Origin of the sequence: Flavihumibacter fluminis, from assembly GCF_021491375.1 — a bacterium.
In the GTDB taxonomy this organism is placed as follows: Bacteria; Bacteroidota; Bacteroidia; order Chitinophagales; family Chitinophagaceae; genus Flavihumibacter; species Flavihumibacter fluminis.
Genome location: NZ_JAKEVY010000001.1, coordinates 1,021,366 through 1,038,713 on the forward strand (window position 1 = coordinate 1,021,366; position 17,348 = coordinate 1,038,713).

General features: G+C 44.5%; 15 protein-coding genes. 2 read left to right on the forward strand and 13 right to left on the reverse strand.

What is annotated here, in order from left to right; genetic code table 11:
- Nucleotides 1-8: 8 nt before the first annotated feature.
- From L0U88_RS04545 to L0U88_RS04575, 7 genes are all read right to left on the reverse strand, one after another.
- Nucleotides 9-653 carry a hypothetical protein gene (locus L0U88_RS04545; RefSeq protein ID WP_234864424.1) on the reverse strand — a complete coding sequence of 215 codons (645 nt, stop codon included), beginning with the start codon at nucleotides 651-653 and terminating at the stop codon, nucleotides 9-11.
- Between the two features lie 149 nt (nucleotides 654-802).
- Nucleotides 803-2,869 carry an alpha-ketoacid dehydrogenase subunit alpha/beta gene (locus L0U88_RS04550; protein ID WP_234864425.1) on the reverse strand — a complete coding sequence of 689 codons (2,067 nt, stop codon included), beginning with the start codon at nucleotides 2,867-2,869 and terminating at the stop codon, nucleotides 803-805.
- Nucleotides 2,870-2,926: 57 nt separating this feature from the next.
- The gene (locus L0U88_RS04555; RefSeq protein ID WP_234864426.1) at nucleotides 2,927-3,538 is read right to left on the reverse strand and encodes a fumarylacetoacetate hydrolase family protein; all 612 of its coding nucleotides are present in this window, start codon (nucleotides 3,536-3,538) and stop codon (nucleotides 2,927-2,929) included.
- A gap of 134 nt (nucleotides 3,539-3,672) precedes the next feature.
- Nucleotides 3,673-4,251 (reverse strand): aminoacyl-tRNA hydrolase, encoded by a 579-nt coding sequence (gene pth, locus L0U88_RS04560; protein WP_234864427.1) that lies wholly within the window; start codon nucleotides 4,249-4,251, stop codon nucleotides 3,673-3,675.
- A 157-nt stretch (nucleotides 4,252-4,408) separates the two neighbouring features.
- Nucleotides 4,409-4,993 (reverse strand): 50S ribosomal protein L25, encoded by a 585-nt coding sequence (locus L0U88_RS04565; protein WP_234864428.1) that lies wholly within the window; start codon nucleotides 4,991-4,993, stop codon nucleotides 4,409-4,411.
- A 31-nt stretch (nucleotides 4,994-5,024) separates the two neighbouring features.
- A complete protein-coding gene (locus L0U88_RS04570; protein WP_234864429.1) occupies nucleotides 5,025-5,993 on the reverse strand; it encodes a ribose-phosphate pyrophosphokinase in 969 nt (322 codons plus the stop codon).
- A 131-nt stretch (nucleotides 5,994-6,124) separates the two neighbouring features.
- Nucleotides 6,125-6,325, reverse strand: a complete 201-nt coding sequence (locus tag L0U88_RS04575; protein WP_234864430.1) for a hypothetical protein — start codon at nucleotides 6,323-6,325, stop codon at nucleotides 6,125-6,127.
- Nucleotides 6,326-6,421: 96 nt separating this feature from the next.
- On the opposite strand from L0U88_RS04575, the gene radC reads away from it, so the two are divergent.
- Nucleotides 6,422-7,114: a RadC family protein gene (gene radC, locus L0U88_RS04580; protein ID WP_234864431.1), complete on the forward strand. Its 693-nt coding sequence runs from the start codon at nucleotides 6,422-6,424 to the stop codon at nucleotides 7,112-7,114.
- A 2-nt stretch (nucleotides 7,115-7,116) separates the two neighbouring features.
- Here the strand turns inward: radC and L0U88_RS04585 are convergent, their stop codons facing one another.
- The 6 genes from L0U88_RS04585 to L0U88_RS04610 form a co-directional block, all read right to left on the reverse strand.
- On the reverse strand, nucleotides 7,117-7,431 hold the full coding sequence (locus tag L0U88_RS04585) for a DUF3467 domain-containing protein (protein ID WP_234864432.1): 315 nt from the start codon (nucleotides 7,429-7,431) through the stop codon (nucleotides 7,117-7,119).
- A gap of 46 nt (nucleotides 7,432-7,477) precedes the next feature.
- Nucleotides 7,478-9,511 carry a hypothetical protein gene (locus tag L0U88_RS04590; protein ID WP_234864433.1) on the reverse strand — a complete coding sequence of 678 codons (2,034 nt, stop codon included), beginning with the start codon at nucleotides 9,509-9,511 and terminating at the stop codon, nucleotides 7,478-7,480.
- The gene (locus L0U88_RS04595; protein WP_234864434.1) at nucleotides 9,504-10,304 is read right to left on the reverse strand and encodes a hypothetical protein; all 801 of its coding nucleotides are present in this window, start codon (nucleotides 10,302-10,304) and stop codon (nucleotides 9,504-9,506) included. Before L0U88_RS04595 ends, L0U88_RS04590 begins: the two co-directional genes overlap by 8 nt.
- A 143-nt stretch (nucleotides 10,305-10,447) precedes the next feature.
- Complete coding sequence (locus L0U88_RS04600) at nucleotides 10,448-11,416, reverse strand: DUF1735 domain-containing protein (protein WP_234864435.1); 969 nt, start codon at nucleotides 11,414-11,416, stop codon at nucleotides 10,448-10,450.
- 37 nt (nucleotides 11,417-11,453) lie between these two features.
- A complete protein-coding gene (locus L0U88_RS04605) occupies nucleotides 11,454-12,911 on the reverse strand; it encodes a SusD/RagB family nutrient-binding outer membrane lipoprotein (protein ID WP_234864436.1) in 1,458 nt (485 codons plus the stop codon).
- Nucleotides 12,912-12,944: 33 nt separating this feature from the next.
- A complete protein-coding gene (locus tag L0U88_RS04610) occupies nucleotides 12,945-16,163 on the reverse strand; it encodes a SusC/RagA family TonB-linked outer membrane protein (protein ID WP_234864437.1) in 3,219 nt (1,072 codons plus the stop codon).
- A gap of 240 nt (nucleotides 16,164-16,403) precedes the next feature.
- Between L0U88_RS04610 and L0U88_RS04615 the strand changes: the two genes are divergently transcribed.
- Nucleotides 16,404-17,279 (forward strand): bifunctional 5,10-methylenetetrahydrofolate dehydrogenase/5,10-methenyltetrahydrofolate cyclohydrolase, encoded by an 876-nt coding sequence (locus tag L0U88_RS04615; protein WP_234864438.1) that lies wholly within the window; start codon nucleotides 16,404-16,406, stop codon nucleotides 17,277-17,279.
- Nucleotides 17,280-17,348: the final 69 nt, after the last annotated feature.

A 17,348-nucleotide genomic window follows, 5' to 3' on the forward strand; every position in this document is an offset into this window, starting at 1 on the left:
AGAAATTTTTATTGCATATGCACTTCGTGCAAAGGATGCTTATTTATAAGTTGAAGCAGTTTAGCCTGCATGTTTTCGTTGCGATGATTGTATCTGAATTCACATTCCTTGATATGCAGGTAGAGGGTATTCCGGTTTACTCCGCGAAATTTCATCAGTCTGTTGCGGGTTAGACCCCAGAAGCCAGAAATTTCATCCCCATTGGTCGTAGCACCGGCTGCCAGCATATCTCTCCTGTATAACCGCCAGTTGTTGAAATCCGCAACTGCCTGAATACTTTGCATTTCTGAACCAGGCTGTCCATTGTGCTGCTTCTGCCAGTTCAGCAAATGCTCTTTTGTAATATTCTCCAATCCGGTCGCATATACATGACCGTTATAACGCGTAAATCCAAAATAGGAGGTTTTAGGCAATCCGCTTAAAGACCCTTTCAGAGAAACGACATTTTCAGGTAAATGGTGTAGAGGAAATGTATCTTCACAAAATTGTGCCAATCGCGTACGGATCAGTTTCAGGTAAGCATTTACTGTAACACGGCTCACTCCTGTTATGGCAGCAATCTGGGTAGCAGTTAAGTCTTCGCAGAAATAATGTAAAATCTCCCTGCATTTTCTTTCTGAAAGGTGTGCCCCTTTCAACATTCTATTTTTCATTGAGATAGGTTTGGTTTGCAGAATTTATACGAAACGATTCGGAGATAAATATCTACAGAACAACCAACACAAAAAACCTAATTATACACCAGTGGGAATAATACAGGATGAACAGAATGATCAAGATGTTAGAAAAAAGTGAAGACCCGTTAATACGACAGCAACTGACCTATTCGCCCCCGTAGTTTGTCAGCAGAGGGTAGCATAGCCGCCTCCAATGCCGCATTCATGGGAACAGCGGGTAAATTCAATGCTCCCATAACATCAACCGGAGCATCCAGCCATTGAAAACAGGCTTTGCTGATGCGGCCAGCCAATGCTTCAGCAAATGAATTATGTTGTTGCTCCTCTGTAAGCACCAGGCATTTTCCATGTTGTTTGACGGTATCAAATACCAGTTCCTCATCTAACGGAAACAAACAACGGAGATCAACTACCTCCACTTGTCCCGGGAAATGCATGGCAGCCGCTTTAGCCCAATAAACCCCCATTCCATAGGTGATTATACAACAGGAATCTCCCTGCATAACAGCTTGTTTAAAAGCAGGCAATGCAATCCTTGCTTTTCCAAGGGGAATGCGGTAATCAGCCCCGGGTTCCGGCTGTTTGGCAGATTCAGTTCCCGGAACCTTACTCCAGTAAAGACCTTTATGTTCAAGCATCACAACCGGGTTGGGATCCAGGAAAGCTGCTTTCATCAATCCTTTCATATCAGCTGCATTGGAAGGATAAACCACCTTAATGCCTTTAATGCTCAACAGGGTGGATTCAATACTTCCACTATGATAAGGACCGCCTCCCCCATAAGCGCCAACGGGGACCCGGATCAGGGTTTGAACCGGAAATTTTCCGCAGCTCAAATAGGACGATTTTGAGATTTCAGAAACCAGCTGGTTGAGTCCGGGATAAATATAATCGGCAAACTGAACCTCCACTATCGGTTTCAACCCAACTGCACTCATTCCGGAAGTAGAACCTATTATATAAGCTTCCTGGATCGCAGTATTGAACACCCGATGATCCCCAAACTGTTCCGCGAGGGTCGCAGCTTCGCGGAAAACACCACCCAGCCTGCGACCTACATCCTGGCCATACAAAACTGCTTCAGGGAATTCTTCCATGATCTCGCGGATGGCAAAGAGAGCAGCATCCACCATGTTGATCTTTTCTGCTTTTGTCGTTTCCCGCTGACCGGTTTCTACAGTAACAGTAGTGGGTACAAATACATGTGATTGCACAGTGGCGGGATCCGGATCTGCAGCTTCAACTGCCTGCTGAAAAGCCAGCCGCACTTCCTGTTCAGCGGCTTTATCGATGTCAGCAAGTTCATCCATTGATACACCTGCGGCCAATAGTCGTTCTCTTAACAGTGGGCCAGGATCTCTCAGGGCATGCATTTTCAGGTCCTCTTCCGTTCGGTAGAATTCTTTTCGCACACCGCTGGTATGATGCCCAAGCAATGGGACATTTGCCTGGATTAGCCAGGGAGACCGCTCCCTTCTGATGCTTTCAGTTACCTCCTGAAATAGCTGGTAGCAGGCTTCAAAATCACTGCCATCCACCCGCGCCCTTGACATTCCGGGAAAGCCCGCAGCATATTCATACGCATCCATTACCCGGGATTCATCGGCTGATACGCTGATCCCCCAACGATTGTCCTGAACCAGGTAAAGTATTGGTAATTTTTTGAGTACAGCAAACTGAAAAGCTTCGCTTACTTCTCCTTCCGTTACACTTGCATCGCCCAAGGAACACACAACCAATGGCATTTTTCCGTTGCTGGTTATATTCAGTTTTTCGGAAAGATGTTTTTCAAGGTATTGTATACCCTGAGCGATACCGGTAGTTGGAATCACCTGCATGCCCGTGGCACTGCTTTGTTGTATGATGGTAGGTTTGTCATCCCCCCTATAACCGGGATGCGAGTAATAGGCCCTGCCCCCCGTAAACGGATCGGCAGCTTTTGCCAGTAATTGCAACATCAACTCATAGGGACTGAACCCCAATCCAAGCAACAGACTTTCATCCCGATAATAGGGACTCACATAATCAGCCGGATCCAGCAGATAGGAAATAGCCAGCTGCACAGCCTCATGCCCTCTTGATGTACTGTGTACGTATTTACAGATATTCCTATGTTGTTCATAGGTGGCCGCCATATGTTTGGCCTGGCACATGTGCCGATACGCTTTAACCAACAATTCCTGTCCGTTCATAGTGATGCGATGGTTCGCAAATATAAACGAACAGTTGTTAGTAATGTTTGGTGTAGCTTACTTTATTTCGATGTTAAACATCTCTGCGTCTTCCAGGATGCCTTCCAGTTCATCGCCCACAACACATTCGCCTACGCCGGCGGGAGTACCCGTAAATATGAGGTCACCAATATTTACAGAGAAATAGTTGGATATATGGGCTACAATACTATCAAAATTGAAGATCATGTTACTGGAATGACCTTCCTGTACCAATTCCTTATTCTTCAGTAGTTTGAAATGAATATCCTTTTTATTCTTCAGGTCAGCCAGGTTCACCCATTTCCCAATTACGGCTGAATTATCCCACGCTTTAGCTTTCTCCCAGGGAAGGCCTTTCTCTTTTAATTCATTCTGAATATCCCTGGCAGTAAAATCGATACCTACCGTTACCGCATCATAATATTTGCCGGCATAACGGTCCTGGATGTATTTTCCATTTTTGCATATCCGCAAAACAAGTTCACACTCATAATGCAGCTCATTGGTGAATTCAGGATAGTAAAAAGGAGTGTGCGTTTGCAGCAGTGCACTCTTGGGTTTCATAAAAATCACCGGTTCATCGGGCACTTCGTTGCCCAGTTCTTTGGCGTGCGCCACATAGTTACGGCCTATGCAGAATATTTTCATATTCACTACAGGGTTTAATGATTAAATAATCACTGGTTTGGTTGGGACGTTACTCCCCGGAATTTGATAGGGATACCGGAATCACAGGCAGGTTTACCTGATGGTGAGCGAAAATAACCATTCATAAGCATAAATCATAACTTGTATTCCACATTATTGAAATGATTCATGGTATTGGCCAGCCCGGCAAGGACAAAGGATTCAATTATGGGGATGGTTTTATCTATTTTCATACGGATAAGAGGCGCTTCTTCAGAAGTCCATTTACCAAGCACATAATCTACCTGGCGGCCCTTCGGATAATTATTACCAATACCAAATCGAAGGCGAGGGTAGGCCGTTGTTCCCAGCTGTTCCTGGATACTCTTCAAGCCATTGTGGCCCCCATCGCTGCCGGCCCCTCTGATCCTGCTTTTTTCCAATGGAAGTGCCAATTCATCCACAATTACGAAGACCTGTTCAGCCGGGATTTTTTCTTTATCCATCCAATATTTAACTGCCTTTCCGCTCAGATTCATGTAAGTGGATGGCTTAAGGAGGACCAGGGATTTACCTTTTAGTTTTATTTCAGCAACATCACCCAGACGGTCGGTCCGAAAGCTTACCCCATGTTTTTCTGCCAGAGCATCCACCACATCAAACCCGATATTATGCCGGGTATGAGCATATTCAGCTCCAATATTACCCAAACCAACGATGAGAAACTTGTTCATGGCGCGAAGATAGGGAACGTGAGACGTCAGACGTGAGATGTGAGACGGGAGACGGGAGACGGGAGACGGGGGATGGGGGACGCGGGGACGGAGGACGGAAAAAGTCAAAAGCACCGGGGATACCGGTGCTTTTGTATGAATTGAAATATCGATTCGATTATTTCTTGCCTTTTTCGGCAGCAGCTTCTTCCTGCTTCAGCTGACGGGTCATTACGATAGAAGCAACCGGAATACGGGGAGACATCAGAATCTCCATATTCTCTGTCTTCACATCCTGGATACGAACGTTTTCGTTTAATTCCAGATTGGTAATGTCAAGTTCGATACTTTCTTTCAGGTACTTTGGCAGTGTCTTAACTTTCAGCGCCTTCACCTTAACAACCAGACGACCACCGGCTTTAACACCAGCAGGAGAACCAGTCAGGTGCAGCGGAAGCTGCGCAATTACTGGCTTATTCTCTACCAGTTCCTGCAAATCCACGTGCGTAAGTGCATCGCTTACTTTGTCAAATTGCATGTCTTTCAGGATGCATTTGTAGCTTTTGCCATCAATGTTTACCTCTGCAAGGTTGAATTCAGCGGTATACACCAGTGGCTTGAAAGCCTTGGCCGGAGCAACGAAATTAATTTCCTGCTCACCTCCGTAAATTACACCTGGCACTTGTCCCTCAGAGCGAAGTTGGCGGGTGGCCTTTTTCCCGGTTTCGGTCCTGAGTTGTCCTTCGATTGTAATTGTTTTCATTTTGTTTTATTTAATAATAATTAAGCACGATTTAGTCTCTGTTCAGCTCCGCATCCCGCTGTTCCTTTAATTGCGAATGAATGAACAAGCTGGTAATACTTCTTTGTTCAAATGCATTTCGCAATGCCACTGCAAACAGGTTAGCAACTGATAAAACTTTAATCTTGTCTACCTGCTGCTTCAATGGTATGGTATCACAAACCACCAGTTCCTCCAACACACTGCCTGCAATATTCTCGTAGGCTTTTCCACTCAATACAGGATGCGTACACATTGCCCGCACGGTAGTGGCTCCTTTCTCCTTCAGCAACCCGGCACTTTTTGCAAGTGTTCCCCCGGTATCACAGATATCATCAATCAGGATCACATTCTTATCTGTCACATCACCAATCACCACCATACTCGCTATTTCATTTGCACGCTTTCGATGCTTATCACAAATCACCATTTCAGCATTGAAATAACTGGCAATTTCCCGGATCCTGTTTGCACTACCCACGTCAGGGGCCGCAAAGGTAAGGTTTTCTAGTTTTAATTGCTCTATATAAGGGATAAAAATTACCGAACTGTCGAGGTGGTCAACAGGGATATCAAAATAGCCCTGAATTTGGGGTGCATGCAGGTCCATGGTGATTACCCGGTCGGCACCCGCCGCTGTTAACATATTGGCAATCAACTTACTGCCTATTGCCACCCGGGGTTTATCCTTCCTGTCCTGGCGGGCATATCCGTAGTAGGGAATCACGGCAATCACTTTATAGGCAGATGCACGGCGTGCTGCATCGATCATCAGGAGCAACTCCATCAGATTGTCTGAAGGTGCAAACGTGCTCTGCACCAGAAAAACAACATCCCCCCTAATACTTTCCTGGTAAACCGGTTGAATCTCTCCGTCGCTGAATTTCTGGATATTAATCCTGCCTAATGGAATTCCGTAGCTGTTGGCGATTTTTTCAGCCAGGTACTGCGAGCCGGTACCGGAGAAGATTTTTGCAGTCATAGAAGAAAATTCTTGCGGCGAAGATAAAGAGTTGAAGTTGACACTCCACCCTGAAGTGCAAGAATTTGAACAAAAAACGAAAAGGGGACTACCATTGGCATCCCCTCTTCTACCTGTCTACATTAACTAATTTATCGCGACGCCACTACCTGCGGAGCCGCCTGGCTGGCAGATACTGTTTTCAGGGTGCCGATCGGTTCGGTACGATTCTGAAACGCGTGAAAAATCGCAGAGCAAATAAAAATGGAAAAGAATAAGGCTACCACGTAGATTCCTATGCAAAAAAGCATGGATTGGAATCCGCCTAATACGTTGAAAGTACGGGAATTCATAGCTTACTGGTTTTAGTTTTTCTAGAAAAAAGGATCATTGGATAAAAGGGTTAAAACCCTGTTTCAAGACATAAAAATATTCATTAATCTTACTTCATGCAAGCGCAGAACCACTCAATTAAATCATGGGCAAAAGACGATCGGCCACGCGAAAAATTACTTAGTAAAAGTCCGATGCAACTCAGCGATGCGGAATTGATTGCCCTCTTGCTGAATCATGGTAACAAGGAAAAAACAGCCCTCGATATGGCAAGGGAACTGCTGCAGCTCGGTCAAAACAACCTGTTTGAACTCGGTAAGTTATCCGTATTTGAATTGATGAAAGTGAAAGGCATTGGAAAGGCGAAAGCAGTAACAATTGCTGCTGCGATGGAACTTGCTAAACGCCGCCAACTCAGCCAGGCAGTGGAACTGAAAGCCATTACCGGGAGCCGGGATGTCGCTGCCTTTTTGCAACAGCAATTCGGCGATTACAGGCATGAGGTATTCATCGTACTGTTCCTAAACAGAGCCAACAAAATCAAACACAAGGAAATTATTAGCAGCGGTGGCTTAACAGGAACAGTAGCAGATCCCCGGATCATTATGAGGAAAGCCATTGAACAGGATGCAGTAGCACTTATTCTTTGCCACAATCATCCCTCAGGAAACCTGCACCCCTCTAAAGCCGATGAGGAACTTACCCGTAAAATCAGGGAAGCTGCTTTATTACTGGACATCCGCGTACTCGACCACCTGATTGTTAGCCAGGATGGGTATTTCAGCTTTGCAGATGAAGGACTGATATGATATCAGGCTTGTGCCGCAGGTCCGCCAAAATTCATTGGAACCTGGATCTCTTCCAGATCTTTAATATCGCCATTCACTTCCTCAAATCGATCTATATTTTCAATCAGGGCTTTCATGAATCGCTTGGCATGCTGAGGGGTCAGAATAATTCTGGACTTTACTCTGCTTTTAGGTGTACCGGGCATCACATTTACAAAATCAATTACAAACTCTGCATGGGAATGTGTGATGATCGCGAGATTCGCATATTCCCCTTCGGCCATCTCTTCGGATATTTCAATATTTAACTGGTTCTGCTGATTGTTCGTATTATCCATGATACAGTATTGAAGGTCAAAAGTACTATTTGTTGGCAAACTGCCTTTACCAATCAAGTATAAGCTGAAATTTCCACTCTGAACGCCGGTTGCCTGGAATTTCATCCCATCCTGAACCCATGGAATCCTGGTTGGATACGCGGGTCTGCGACCATCGAATCCACCATTTCAGTCCACCCGAAGATAACCAGTTAATTTTCCATTTGCCCTGCCATTGCAGGTAATAACGCAATCCCTGATCAAAAAATGCAGGAATAGAATAACTGTAGAGCAGATCCCGTTCATAACTGTAAATACGGGTTTCATATCCATCTGTCCGGAACCAGTGTATTCTTGCTGCAAACTGCCAGTTTCTTTGTGGAACCATCCATTTTGTATCTGTATACAGCCCCCAGCCAGATTGCAAGACCTTCGCTTTTCTGTAAAAGACCATATCCAACCTGGTACTAATCAGCAGATTTTTTGTTGCATTACGCTGCGCATGCAGTCTCAGATTTTCCTGGGCAACCGGTTCAATCGTATTTGTAAAGGCACCTGATATGTTTTCCGGTTTAGTTTGCATCCTGAAATAACCATAGATCAGCCAGGCACGTCTTTTTTCCCATTGAATCAGCAATCTCGCTTCCCTCCCACTACCCGGAGCATCCGCCCGAAACCGCAACCAGGGAAACCGATACCAGTCTGCAAACAATTGTATCTGCCAGCCTTTCGCCGGCTTGATTTCAAGACTGGTATAGATTCCTTCCTCATTTCGTACAGCAGCCTGTTCTGATAATGCATTCGCAAATACTGCATGATAGGATGGTTGAAAATTCCGGTATACCAATGTCCAGTCGAGCCGTTTGTCAATACTGACAAGCATCCCCTGGACCATACCGTATCCCTTGCCTCCCCTTGCAATTTCACCAAATAGAAAAAACTGCTTTTTACCCCAATTGTAGTCGACGGACTGATGAAAAGATGATTGACCTCTGAATGAATAGTGTGAATAAGGGGCTTCCCTGGGTTGCCAGGGAAGCGAAAATCGTTGGTACAATTGATTCCATCCAATTCGCAAACTACCCGTTTGATACCTGATTACGGAGCCTGCCACCAATTCCCCGAGTTGTTTTCTTCCTGCAATTTCTGAACCGCTTCGATGATAACCGGAAGTAGATAAACTACTGAATGCAACTGCCTCCTCATTTTCCCGAATAATGGTGGCTGATTTTTTTCGGTTAGATATCCAGGTTAGGAACTCCCATTTGCCTTTTGCCAGGTGAATTGCAGCTCCCCTGAAAAAATTGATTTCGCCCGCTGATCGGTAGGCTTTCAATAATGGTCCCTGGCGAAAGACGCCGGCTCCCGCCGCGCCCTTTCCAAAAGCCATTCCTTGCCATACCACCAGCCCTTGTCCCGCATTCACCGAAAAATCACCCAGCGCAATTGCCTTGAGGGCTCTCCTGCCCCTGATAAACAAATGAAAGCCGGTAAAATCAGCCGGATAAAGCAACCGCTTCCCAAAAGATTCTCCGGCATCCTTTTCCAAACTAAACCCAGCCTGGATCATCCGGTTGAACTGGTATCCATACCGGATAAAAATCCGTTGTGGTGAACCAGCATAACTTCGGTTACCCACAGTATCCTTCTGAAACCCTTTCGCTTTTTGTACTATTGAACTGGCCCTGAACAATAACTGATGCGATCCCTCTTTGAATAGCTCTGCAGTACTCCAATTGCCGGAAGTCCTGGGTGTGAAATCAAGGAAAGTTATCAATTGCTGAATAAGCTGTTTGTTCCAATAAGGAATTGCCTGTAATTCATATTTATTTGCAGGAAAACCGAAGAGCCGGACATAATTCAGATAGGCATTAATTTGAAGGGGATTTAAACCAAACAAGCCTAATTGATCTGCTGTGAGACGGCTTATTGGTATGGGTTTGCGTTTAAGTTCCTCCCACTCCAGCAGCTGATCATCCAGTTCCGGCACCTGTTCCTGTTGTTCCGCGACTTGCTCCCATTGGCGTTCTGCTGCTTCTTCTTCCTGGGCAAAGGCAATATGACAGAACAACAACAAGATCAGTAAGGGTACCTTATTCATGTTTTAGGGAGGTTTTTTTTGTATTCCAGACAAGGCCGAACCCTGATTTCCAACCAATCGTTGGATAACGAATGGCCTGAACAATCAACCAGCAGTTACCAAGCCGGTAACTTTGTTCCCATGCTATAAAATCAGGACGAATCTGCCAGTGCATTCGCAGATAGGCGCGATCCAACAAATTATATTGCAAATTGAACCCGGTATGGAGCAATCGCTGACCATTGTAGCTTGCAAAGAGTTCAGTGGATACCTGGTTAGACCAGCACTGGCGGGCATTGAACTGAAAATGATCTTTATGCAGGGAGGAACTACTTTTCAGGAAGAGCAAGGAAATGAGCTGTTGCCTTGCTTCTACTGCAATTGAAATACCGGCCATCCAATGGCGGCTTGCTTTAACAGCCTGAATTTTCTGTTGGCGGTACTGAAACAGCAATCCAAGCTTCCAGTGAACCATTCCTGCATGGGTAGTTCCCAGTCCACGCCCATATGCGATACCAATTTCCTGCTCCTTAAATTGTTCCCTTCCAGTGTTTGAAATCCTAAAACCCATACCGGCTTTTTCCTGAAGGGGTAAACAACCGGAAGCATCCATTCTTCGGGTGATAGCGAGATCTGTAACCTGATTGGCAAAAACGGACAATGCTGTAGTTGAACTACTATCTGACAACATACCCGGACTTACAAACACTGTAGCGGGTCTAAAAAAAAGAGGGTTCCCCAGTCCTGCCGTTTCCTGGCAGAAAACCGGCATACTGAGGAACCATCCACACACACAACCTATCACTGCTCTCATACTGCAAAATCCAACAATGACAAACAGTAGTCAAGCGTGAAATGACGGTAAACAACCGTGTGAAATAACCTTTTAAGAAGAAACCTTCCGAAATAAAAAAACCTCCGTTAAACGGAGGTTTTAAAAATGATCGCCGACCAGGATTAACGATCACCAGTTCTTTTCATCGTCCAGTCAAAATACACACGGATATGCGGAGGCGTGGGTATAGAAGCAGGTTGATACATGAAGAATTTAACCTTAATGGTTTTTGTAGCCGGATCATAGAAGTTTTCACCAGTTGGATCAAGACCAGCCGATCTCCCGTTCGCTGAAGGCTGACCATAAATATTGGTCACCTTTATAATCTTGTTGGTAGCAGGATCAAATTCAAATACTGGTGAGTAAGCTCCGTATCCGGAAACATCAGCTCCACTCATAATGGGAATGAAATAGTTAACCCAGTAATCCGGATCATATCCATCAACTGTGTTTGCACCAGAAGTAATCAGGTGATAATTCATGGGGAACAAGCCACCAAGTGCAGCTGCTTCATCTTTCATGGTTCCTGTTACTTCATAGGCACCATCCCATGCATTCTTAACAAGTACTTTTACAAAAGCTGTTTTGGACTCCGAGATTTTACCATTGCCATCAATGCTGGTGATGGTCAAAGGGAAAGCATACTGCTTGGAAAAGTCAAGCTTGGTAGCATCGGTTAAGGTAAAATTAATCGGCGCTGCAAACTGACCCGCTGCCATATTGATGGTAAATCCATCTGCACCAGCAGGAATATCCGTCGTATACAAATTTGACGGAAGCAATTCATACTCCGTATCATTCTCTTCGTTATAAGCATCCATATAAGCCTGATCGAAGGATACTTTTACAGTTGTTGGAGTATTCAATGCTGCTTCAGATGGTGCATCTTTACGAATGTCAACCAGCAGTGCAGTCTGGGGTGCACTCAATGCATCGAACGCAAGTACTTTCTCTCCTGCATTCAACATTTTTACAATAACATCTCCTTTACCCTGGGAACTCGGCCATTCTTTACCGCGCTCACAGGAACTTAAAAACGCTGCACCAGCGATTAAGCCCAGAGATAACAGTTTATTTATTTTGATATTCATATCCGTTTGATTTAATTGATTGCGTTAAAAAGCAATTTTATTTATCCCACCACATGCGGGAATCCTGTGTATCACCACCTTGCAATCTGCCGGCAGCTTCTGTTACAGCATCATTGTTGGTGCCATATTCACCAGTACCATAAACAAAACGTCTGGGGATTTGCTTGGTAGTGTTGGTTGCATATTGAGCTGGAGTTAATTCAGGGAAACCGGTCCTTCTCCATTCTGCCCAAGCTTGCATACCATCAGGATACATAGCCAGCCATTTTTGGGTGCCAATTTTCTTAAGATGATCTGTTGCGCCATAAGCTACACCAGTTTGAGAAAGGTAGCTGGTCACCGCAGCACCGCTGTATCCCCACTGGGCCATACTGGCTGTTACTGCAGCATTATAGAGGTCCTGTGCATTTTCAGATGTCCAACCTCTTTCAGCAGCTTCAGCACGTGCAAATAATACGGTAGCCGCATTCATAATGATTACATCTTCTGCATCACTCATGGATTGTCCGTCCAGTACAAGTCCCCATCCTGGAGCAACTGCAATCGCATTTGGACGGTCCAGACCATAGGGGAAGCCTACATCTGAGGTTCCGTAATCATTGATGCGCGGGTCATCCAAGCTGGAAAGGGTATTGGTCATTGTACTACTGATCGCATCGTCAATACGAGAACTAACAACATAAGAAACATACCATGGATTCTGATACGCTCCTCCGGGGAAATCAATCTTTGCATTATCAGCATTGGTTTCGATTGAACCGGCAGGGTGATTCAGGGCTGCAGCAAATTCAGTAGCAGCAAGACCACCTGCATTGGGATACACTTTACTCATTCTGAGTGCCATTTGCATACGAATGGAATTTGCAAAGCGCTTCCATTTTGCCGTGTTACCATTAAAAATGATATCACCTTTCATTCCCAGGCCATTGTCAAACTGATCAACCGCTTCGCGAAGCTCCTTCAGCAAGTCAGCATAAATTGATTCCTGGGTATCATACTTTGGAAGCGGATTGCCCTGCAATGCCTCGGAATAGGGAACATCACCCCAACGATCAGTAATTGTCCAGAATGCATACGCTTTCAAAATTCTGGCAGTTGCGATCTGATTGGCATTAGAACCGGATACGGAAACAATATTCTTGGTTGCTTCGTCTGTATTCTGGTTGATGATATTTTGCAGATCATACAGGAATCCGGAATAATTTCCTGTGAACTCCAATTGAGGTACACCATAAAGTGAGGCCTCCGGGTATTGGGTTTCAGAAAAATATTGTGCATAATAACCCGGACGGGTATACGCTGAAATTGCCAGACCACCTTCACGTCCGCCCAATTCTGCTACCGCCCTTGTAAACAAAGCGCCGGTTACCGGTACAGGAGTACCATTGGGGTTCGTGTTGGTATCTTCAAAATCTTTTATTTTATCACACCCTGTTAGCCAAACAGACGCTGCTGTTGCTGTTGCAAGGAGCATTTTACTATATATTCTTTTCATAATCTTCTGTTTTTGAGTGAAACCTGGTTTGGATTAGAAATTGAGTTTAAGGTTTACACCAATTGAACGGGTGCCAGGCATCTGTCCATTTTCACCATAGGTATTGCTGATTTCAGAAGGATCGAAATCTCTGGTTTTAGCGTAGATCAGCCAAGGGTTTCTGGCAACAATGGAGAAGTTAGCACCAGTGAGTACTTTACCCAATCCCATTTTGTCTACATTGAAACGGTAACCGAGGCTCAACTCACGCAGTTTTACAAAAGTCAGGTCGTAAACACTGTTTTCAGAAATACGGCTTGACTGGAATTGATGGTAATAAGTCTGAGCATCTACATAGAAGGTAACAGCTTTACCATCTGCATCTACTCCATCAACGCGAACACCACCACCATCTTCAACAGCATCACGAACAGGGTTACCCTTGTCGTTCAGCGCTGCAGTTTTAGCAGTCAGACCAGAGAAAGAACCCCAGAAATCAGACAGTGAGAAGAACTTACCGCCCTTCTGGAAGTCAATGTTTATGTTCATGTAGAAGTTCTTGTATCCGATTGTGTTCTGAACACCACCTGTGTAATCAGGCAATACTGAACCAAAGTTTACTTCTGGTTCACGTACAAACAAGCCACTGGCATTCAATTGAGGAACACCGTTGATACGCTTGAAACCAGGACCGAATAACTGTCCCCATGGTTTTCCAACTGCGTTCACAACATACGCTGCATAACTTCCTGCAAAAGCACCCGATGCGTTGGTGATTCTTTTCAAATCACCTGCCAGCGCTTCTACCTGATTTTCCATCAAACGGGCAAATGTTCCGGTAATTTCCCAGTTGATATCTTTGGTACGAACCGGTGTTACATTGAGGAGCACCTCAATACCTTTTTTAGAAATCTCACCTGCGTTGGTCAACAGGGAAGTAAATCCACCTGCACCATTGGTAGTAATATCCAGCGGAATTTCTTTAACCGTACCATCCCAGTAAGTAAAGCTGAATCCGAAACGGTTTTTAAAGAATTTCATATCCAGACCCAACTCGCGCTGAGTAGTTACAGAACCGCGGATTTTTGGATCAATCAGACGATTGGGAGTTCCCATCAGGAAGTTTCCATTCCACTGATTCTGAGAAATTCCATAGTTAAATCCAGTCAGGTAGGGATCAATTGTTTTTGGAATTTCACCCCAGGAAGCTCTCAACTTACCAAAAGAGATAAAGGGAGCTACATCACGAAGCAGATCGCTGAACACGAAACTACCTCCCACTGACTTACTCAGGATTCCATTATCAGTTGGTGGTAAGGTAGAATAATAGTCCTGGCGGAAGGTGAAGTCAACAAACAACATATTTCTCCATCCGATATCACCTCTTACAAACCCGGAACGGTATTTGGAATTTTCCCTGTAGTTACCGTAAGAAATAGGGTTTTTAGAGTTGGAAAGAGCAAAGAAATCTGGAACGTTCAGACCATTTACAGTACTTGCGGAGATGTCTTTATAGGACGTACGCATGATATCGAAACCAATATTACCATTAAAGCTGAAGTCTTTTAATTTTTTAGAATAAGACAACAAACCTTCGAAGTTATCGCGGTTGCTATAAGTTTCAGACGTACCATATCCTGCTTTGGCACCCGACTGGGTAGCACTGCTTTCAACAATAGAATAGGTCTTATTCTCCGTGAAAGTTGTCAGCTGATTCTTGCGGTAAGTAAACTTAACTTTTAAATCATTGGTGATTTTATAAGCAAGCGAGATGTCTCCATACAAACGATCCCTGTTATTGATATTTTTTATGTTATCAAAGTAGGAGTAGAAATTATACCAATAGTTACCACCATAGAAATTAAGTGGGTTAGAAGCATTGTATGCATCCGGGTTCTTATGGTTCCAGCTTGCCAGGGCACCCTGTGGAGAACGAAGATCTCTCAACTCTTTCAGGATATCCATATCCAGGTTACGATGGAACCACTGGTTAAAGGATCCGGTTGAGTTGTTGGAATAACCATCATCAAATTGTCCCTCTGTTTTCTGGTTGAGGTAGGTTATATTGGTTCCCAGTGTCAGTCTGCTGGTGATATCAACAGTACTGAATACGGAGAGGTTATTCCGCTTCATGCTGGAAGTTGGAATAAGTCCTTGAATATTCAGATTGGTGTAGGAAACCCGAAGTGAATAGTTGTCTCCGGCTTTGGACAAACTAACGTTGTTGTTCACGGAAACACCTGTGTTATAAAAATCTCTTGAATTGGTAGACTGGGGAGTCAGTTTCGCAGTTTTGTATGAATACTGAGATCCGGGATACCAGGCATACCAGGGAATATATTCCTGGCCAACCATTCTGGGTCCCCAACTGGCGTCATCAGAATAATCATGGTAGTATTTACCATCCAGCGCTTTCCACTCTTCCGGATGGTTTGCCTGCCATTTGTATTGCATAAGGTCGCTTACACCACCACCAGCATAACTGTTCTGATAATCCGGCAGAATGTAAATTTTATCCAGGGTTACACCTGTATTTAATTCCACACCGATACCCCGCTGGTTTTTCTTGGCTCTTTTGGTAGTAATTACAATGGCACCACCTGCACCCTGTGCACCGAAAATGGCAGCAGAAGCAGGACCTTGCAATACACTCAGGTCTTCAATATCATCCGGGTTGATATCACCGGCTGAACCACTGGGCATAATGGTACCGTCAATTACATACAAAACGTTGGATCCACCAACCAGTTCTGACTCACCTCTTAAACGAACCTGTGCATAACCGTTTGCACCAAGTTTGGCAGCCGACTGGCTTCTAACCTGTACACCAGCTACTTTTCCTGCCAGGGCATTGTTTACATCCGGCTGACGGATGGTATTCAGCTTTTCGTCTGAAATGGTTTGAACCGTAGAACTGGTACTACGCTGGGTCCTTTTAATGTTATAAGCCCCAGTTACCACTACTTCCTGTAAGCCCTGTTCACCGGAGGATTCCAGTGAAACTGTTACCAGGTTTTGCTGGTTAATAGTAATTGTGTTTGTTTTCTGCCCAATCGCGGAAACCTCCAATACGTCTCCGGTTTTTACCCGAATCGTAAATACACCATTAACATCTGCAGAAACTCCAGTGGTACTTCCCTTTACTTTAACTGTTGCGTAGGGCACAGGATTACCCTTATCATCAACAATCTTCCCCGTAACCGGACGGGTCTGGCCAAATGCCAATGAACAGCAAAGAGACCCGACCACCAGGAGTGATAGGATTTTTCTCATGTCGTGTTAGTTTTTGATTTTGCTGCTAATTTAAGAAGCAAACTAATTGTTAAAGTTTTCTTACAAGATAAATTAAGGTATATTTTACATTTTTAGCGGTTATAAATACATATTTATTAAATATACATTAGAATAAAGCCCATTTAGCTCTAATATTCTTACTAATCTCTTAGAATTTAGGGCCAGATTTTAGCCCAAATCTCATTTTTTACTCCCCCGTCGCGCCTTTACCTTTGCGCCATGCAAATTTTAGATGGTCAACTGGTGTCCCGGGCCACCAAGGATGAATTAAAGCTGAAAGTAGCCCAGCTGGTCACAGAAGGTAAAAAAATCCCTCACCTGGCTGCCGTTTTGGTAGGTTCCAACGGAGCCAGTGAAACCTATGTAGGTGCCAAAGTGAAAGCCTGTGGGGAAATCGGATTTAAATCCACCCTCATCCGGCTGGAGGAAGATATCAGCGAAAACAAGTTACTGTCTGTTATTGATGACCTCAACCTGGATCAGGATATAGATGGCATCCTCGTGCAACTGCCCCTTCCAAAGCATATCTCAGATGAAAAAGTGATCAATACCATCCTTCCCTCTAAAGATGTGGATGGCTTTCACCCAGCCAATGTGGGTAAAATGGTGCAGGGCCTTGACACATTTATTCCGGCTACCCCCTACGGGATCATGCTCATGCTGGAACATTATAAAATAGAAACCAAAGGCAAACATGCCGTGGTAATAGGCAGAAGCAATATTGTAGGACGCCCGATGAGCATCCTGCTCAGCCAATCGGCCCCTTATGGCAATTGCACTGTTACCATAACTCATTCACATACCAAAAACCTCGCAGAGATCTGCCGGTCAGCGGACATTATAGTGGCAGCTCTAGGGATCCCGGAATTTGTAAAAGAAGATATGGTGAAAGAGGGCGCTATCATTATTGATGTTGGCATCACCCGGGTACCCGATGCTTCCAAAAAATCAGGATTTGCACTGAAAGGGGATGTAGATTTCAAAGCCGTTTCTCCCAAGTGCAGCTTTATCACCCCTGTACCCGGTGGTGTTGGTCCGATGACCATAGCCGCACTGATGAAAAACACATTCAAAGCATGCATAGACAAATTATGAATTATGAATTGAGAAGTTAGAATTCATTCTCAGTTCCTAATTCATAATTCCTAATTCATAATTCATACT

Excerpts from the sequence above, each read along its gene's own strand:
- L0U88_RS04545 (WP_234864424.1), bottom strand. The coding sequence starts at position 653 with ATGAAAAATAGAATGTTGAAAGGGGCACACCTTTCAGAAAGAAAATGC.
- L0U88_RS04550 (WP_234864425.1), bottom strand. The coding sequence starts at position 2,869 with ATGAACGGACAGGAATTGTTGGTTAAAGCGTATCGGCACATGTGCCAG.
- L0U88_RS04555 (WP_234864426.1), bottom strand. The coding sequence starts at position 3,538 with ATGAAAATATTCTGCATAGGCCGTAACTATGTGGCGCACGCCAAAGAA.
- pth (WP_234864427.1), bottom strand. The coding sequence starts at position 4,251 with ATGAACAAGTTTCTCATCGTTGGTTTGGGTAATATTGGAGCTGAATAT.
- L0U88_RS04565 (WP_234864428.1), bottom strand. The coding sequence starts at position 4,993 with ATGAAAACAATTACAATCGAAGGACAACTCAGGACCGAAACCGGGAAA.
- L0U88_RS04570 (WP_234864429.1), bottom strand. The coding sequence starts at position 5,993 with ATGACTGCAAAAATCTTCTCCGGTACCGGCTCGCAGTACCTGGCTGAA.
- L0U88_RS04575 (WP_234864430.1), bottom strand. The coding sequence starts at position 6,325 with ATGAATTCCCGTACTTTCAACGTATTAGGCGGATTCCAATCCATGCTT.
- radC (WP_234864431.1), top strand. The coding sequence starts at position 6,422 with ATGCAAGCGCAGAACCACTCAATTAAATCATGGGCAAAAGACGATCGG.
- L0U88_RS04585 (WP_234864432.1), bottom strand. The coding sequence starts at position 7,431 with ATGGATAATACGAACAATCAGCAGAACCAGTTAAATATTGAAATATCC.
- L0U88_RS04590 (WP_234864433.1), bottom strand. The coding sequence starts at position 9,511 with ATGAATAAGGTACCCTTACTGATCTTGTTGTTGTTCTGTCATATTGCC.
- L0U88_RS04595 (WP_234864434.1), bottom strand. The coding sequence starts at position 10,304 with ATGAGAGCAGTGATAGGTTGTGTGTGTGGATGGTTCCTCAGTATGCCG.
- L0U88_RS04600 (WP_234864435.1), bottom strand. The coding sequence starts at position 11,416 with ATGAATATCAAAATAAATAAACTGTTATCTCTGGGCTTAATCGCTGGT.
- L0U88_RS04605 (WP_234864436.1), bottom strand. The coding sequence starts at position 12,911 with ATGAAAAGAATATATAGTAAAATGCTCCTTGCAACAGCAACAGCAGCG.
- L0U88_RS04610 (WP_234864437.1), bottom strand. The coding sequence starts at position 16,163 with ATGAGAAAAATCCTATCACTCCTGGTGGTCGGGTCTCTTTGCTGTTCA.
- L0U88_RS04615 (WP_234864438.1), top strand. The coding sequence starts at position 16,404 with ATGCAAATTTTAGATGGTCAACTGGTGTCCCGGGCCACCAAGGATGAA.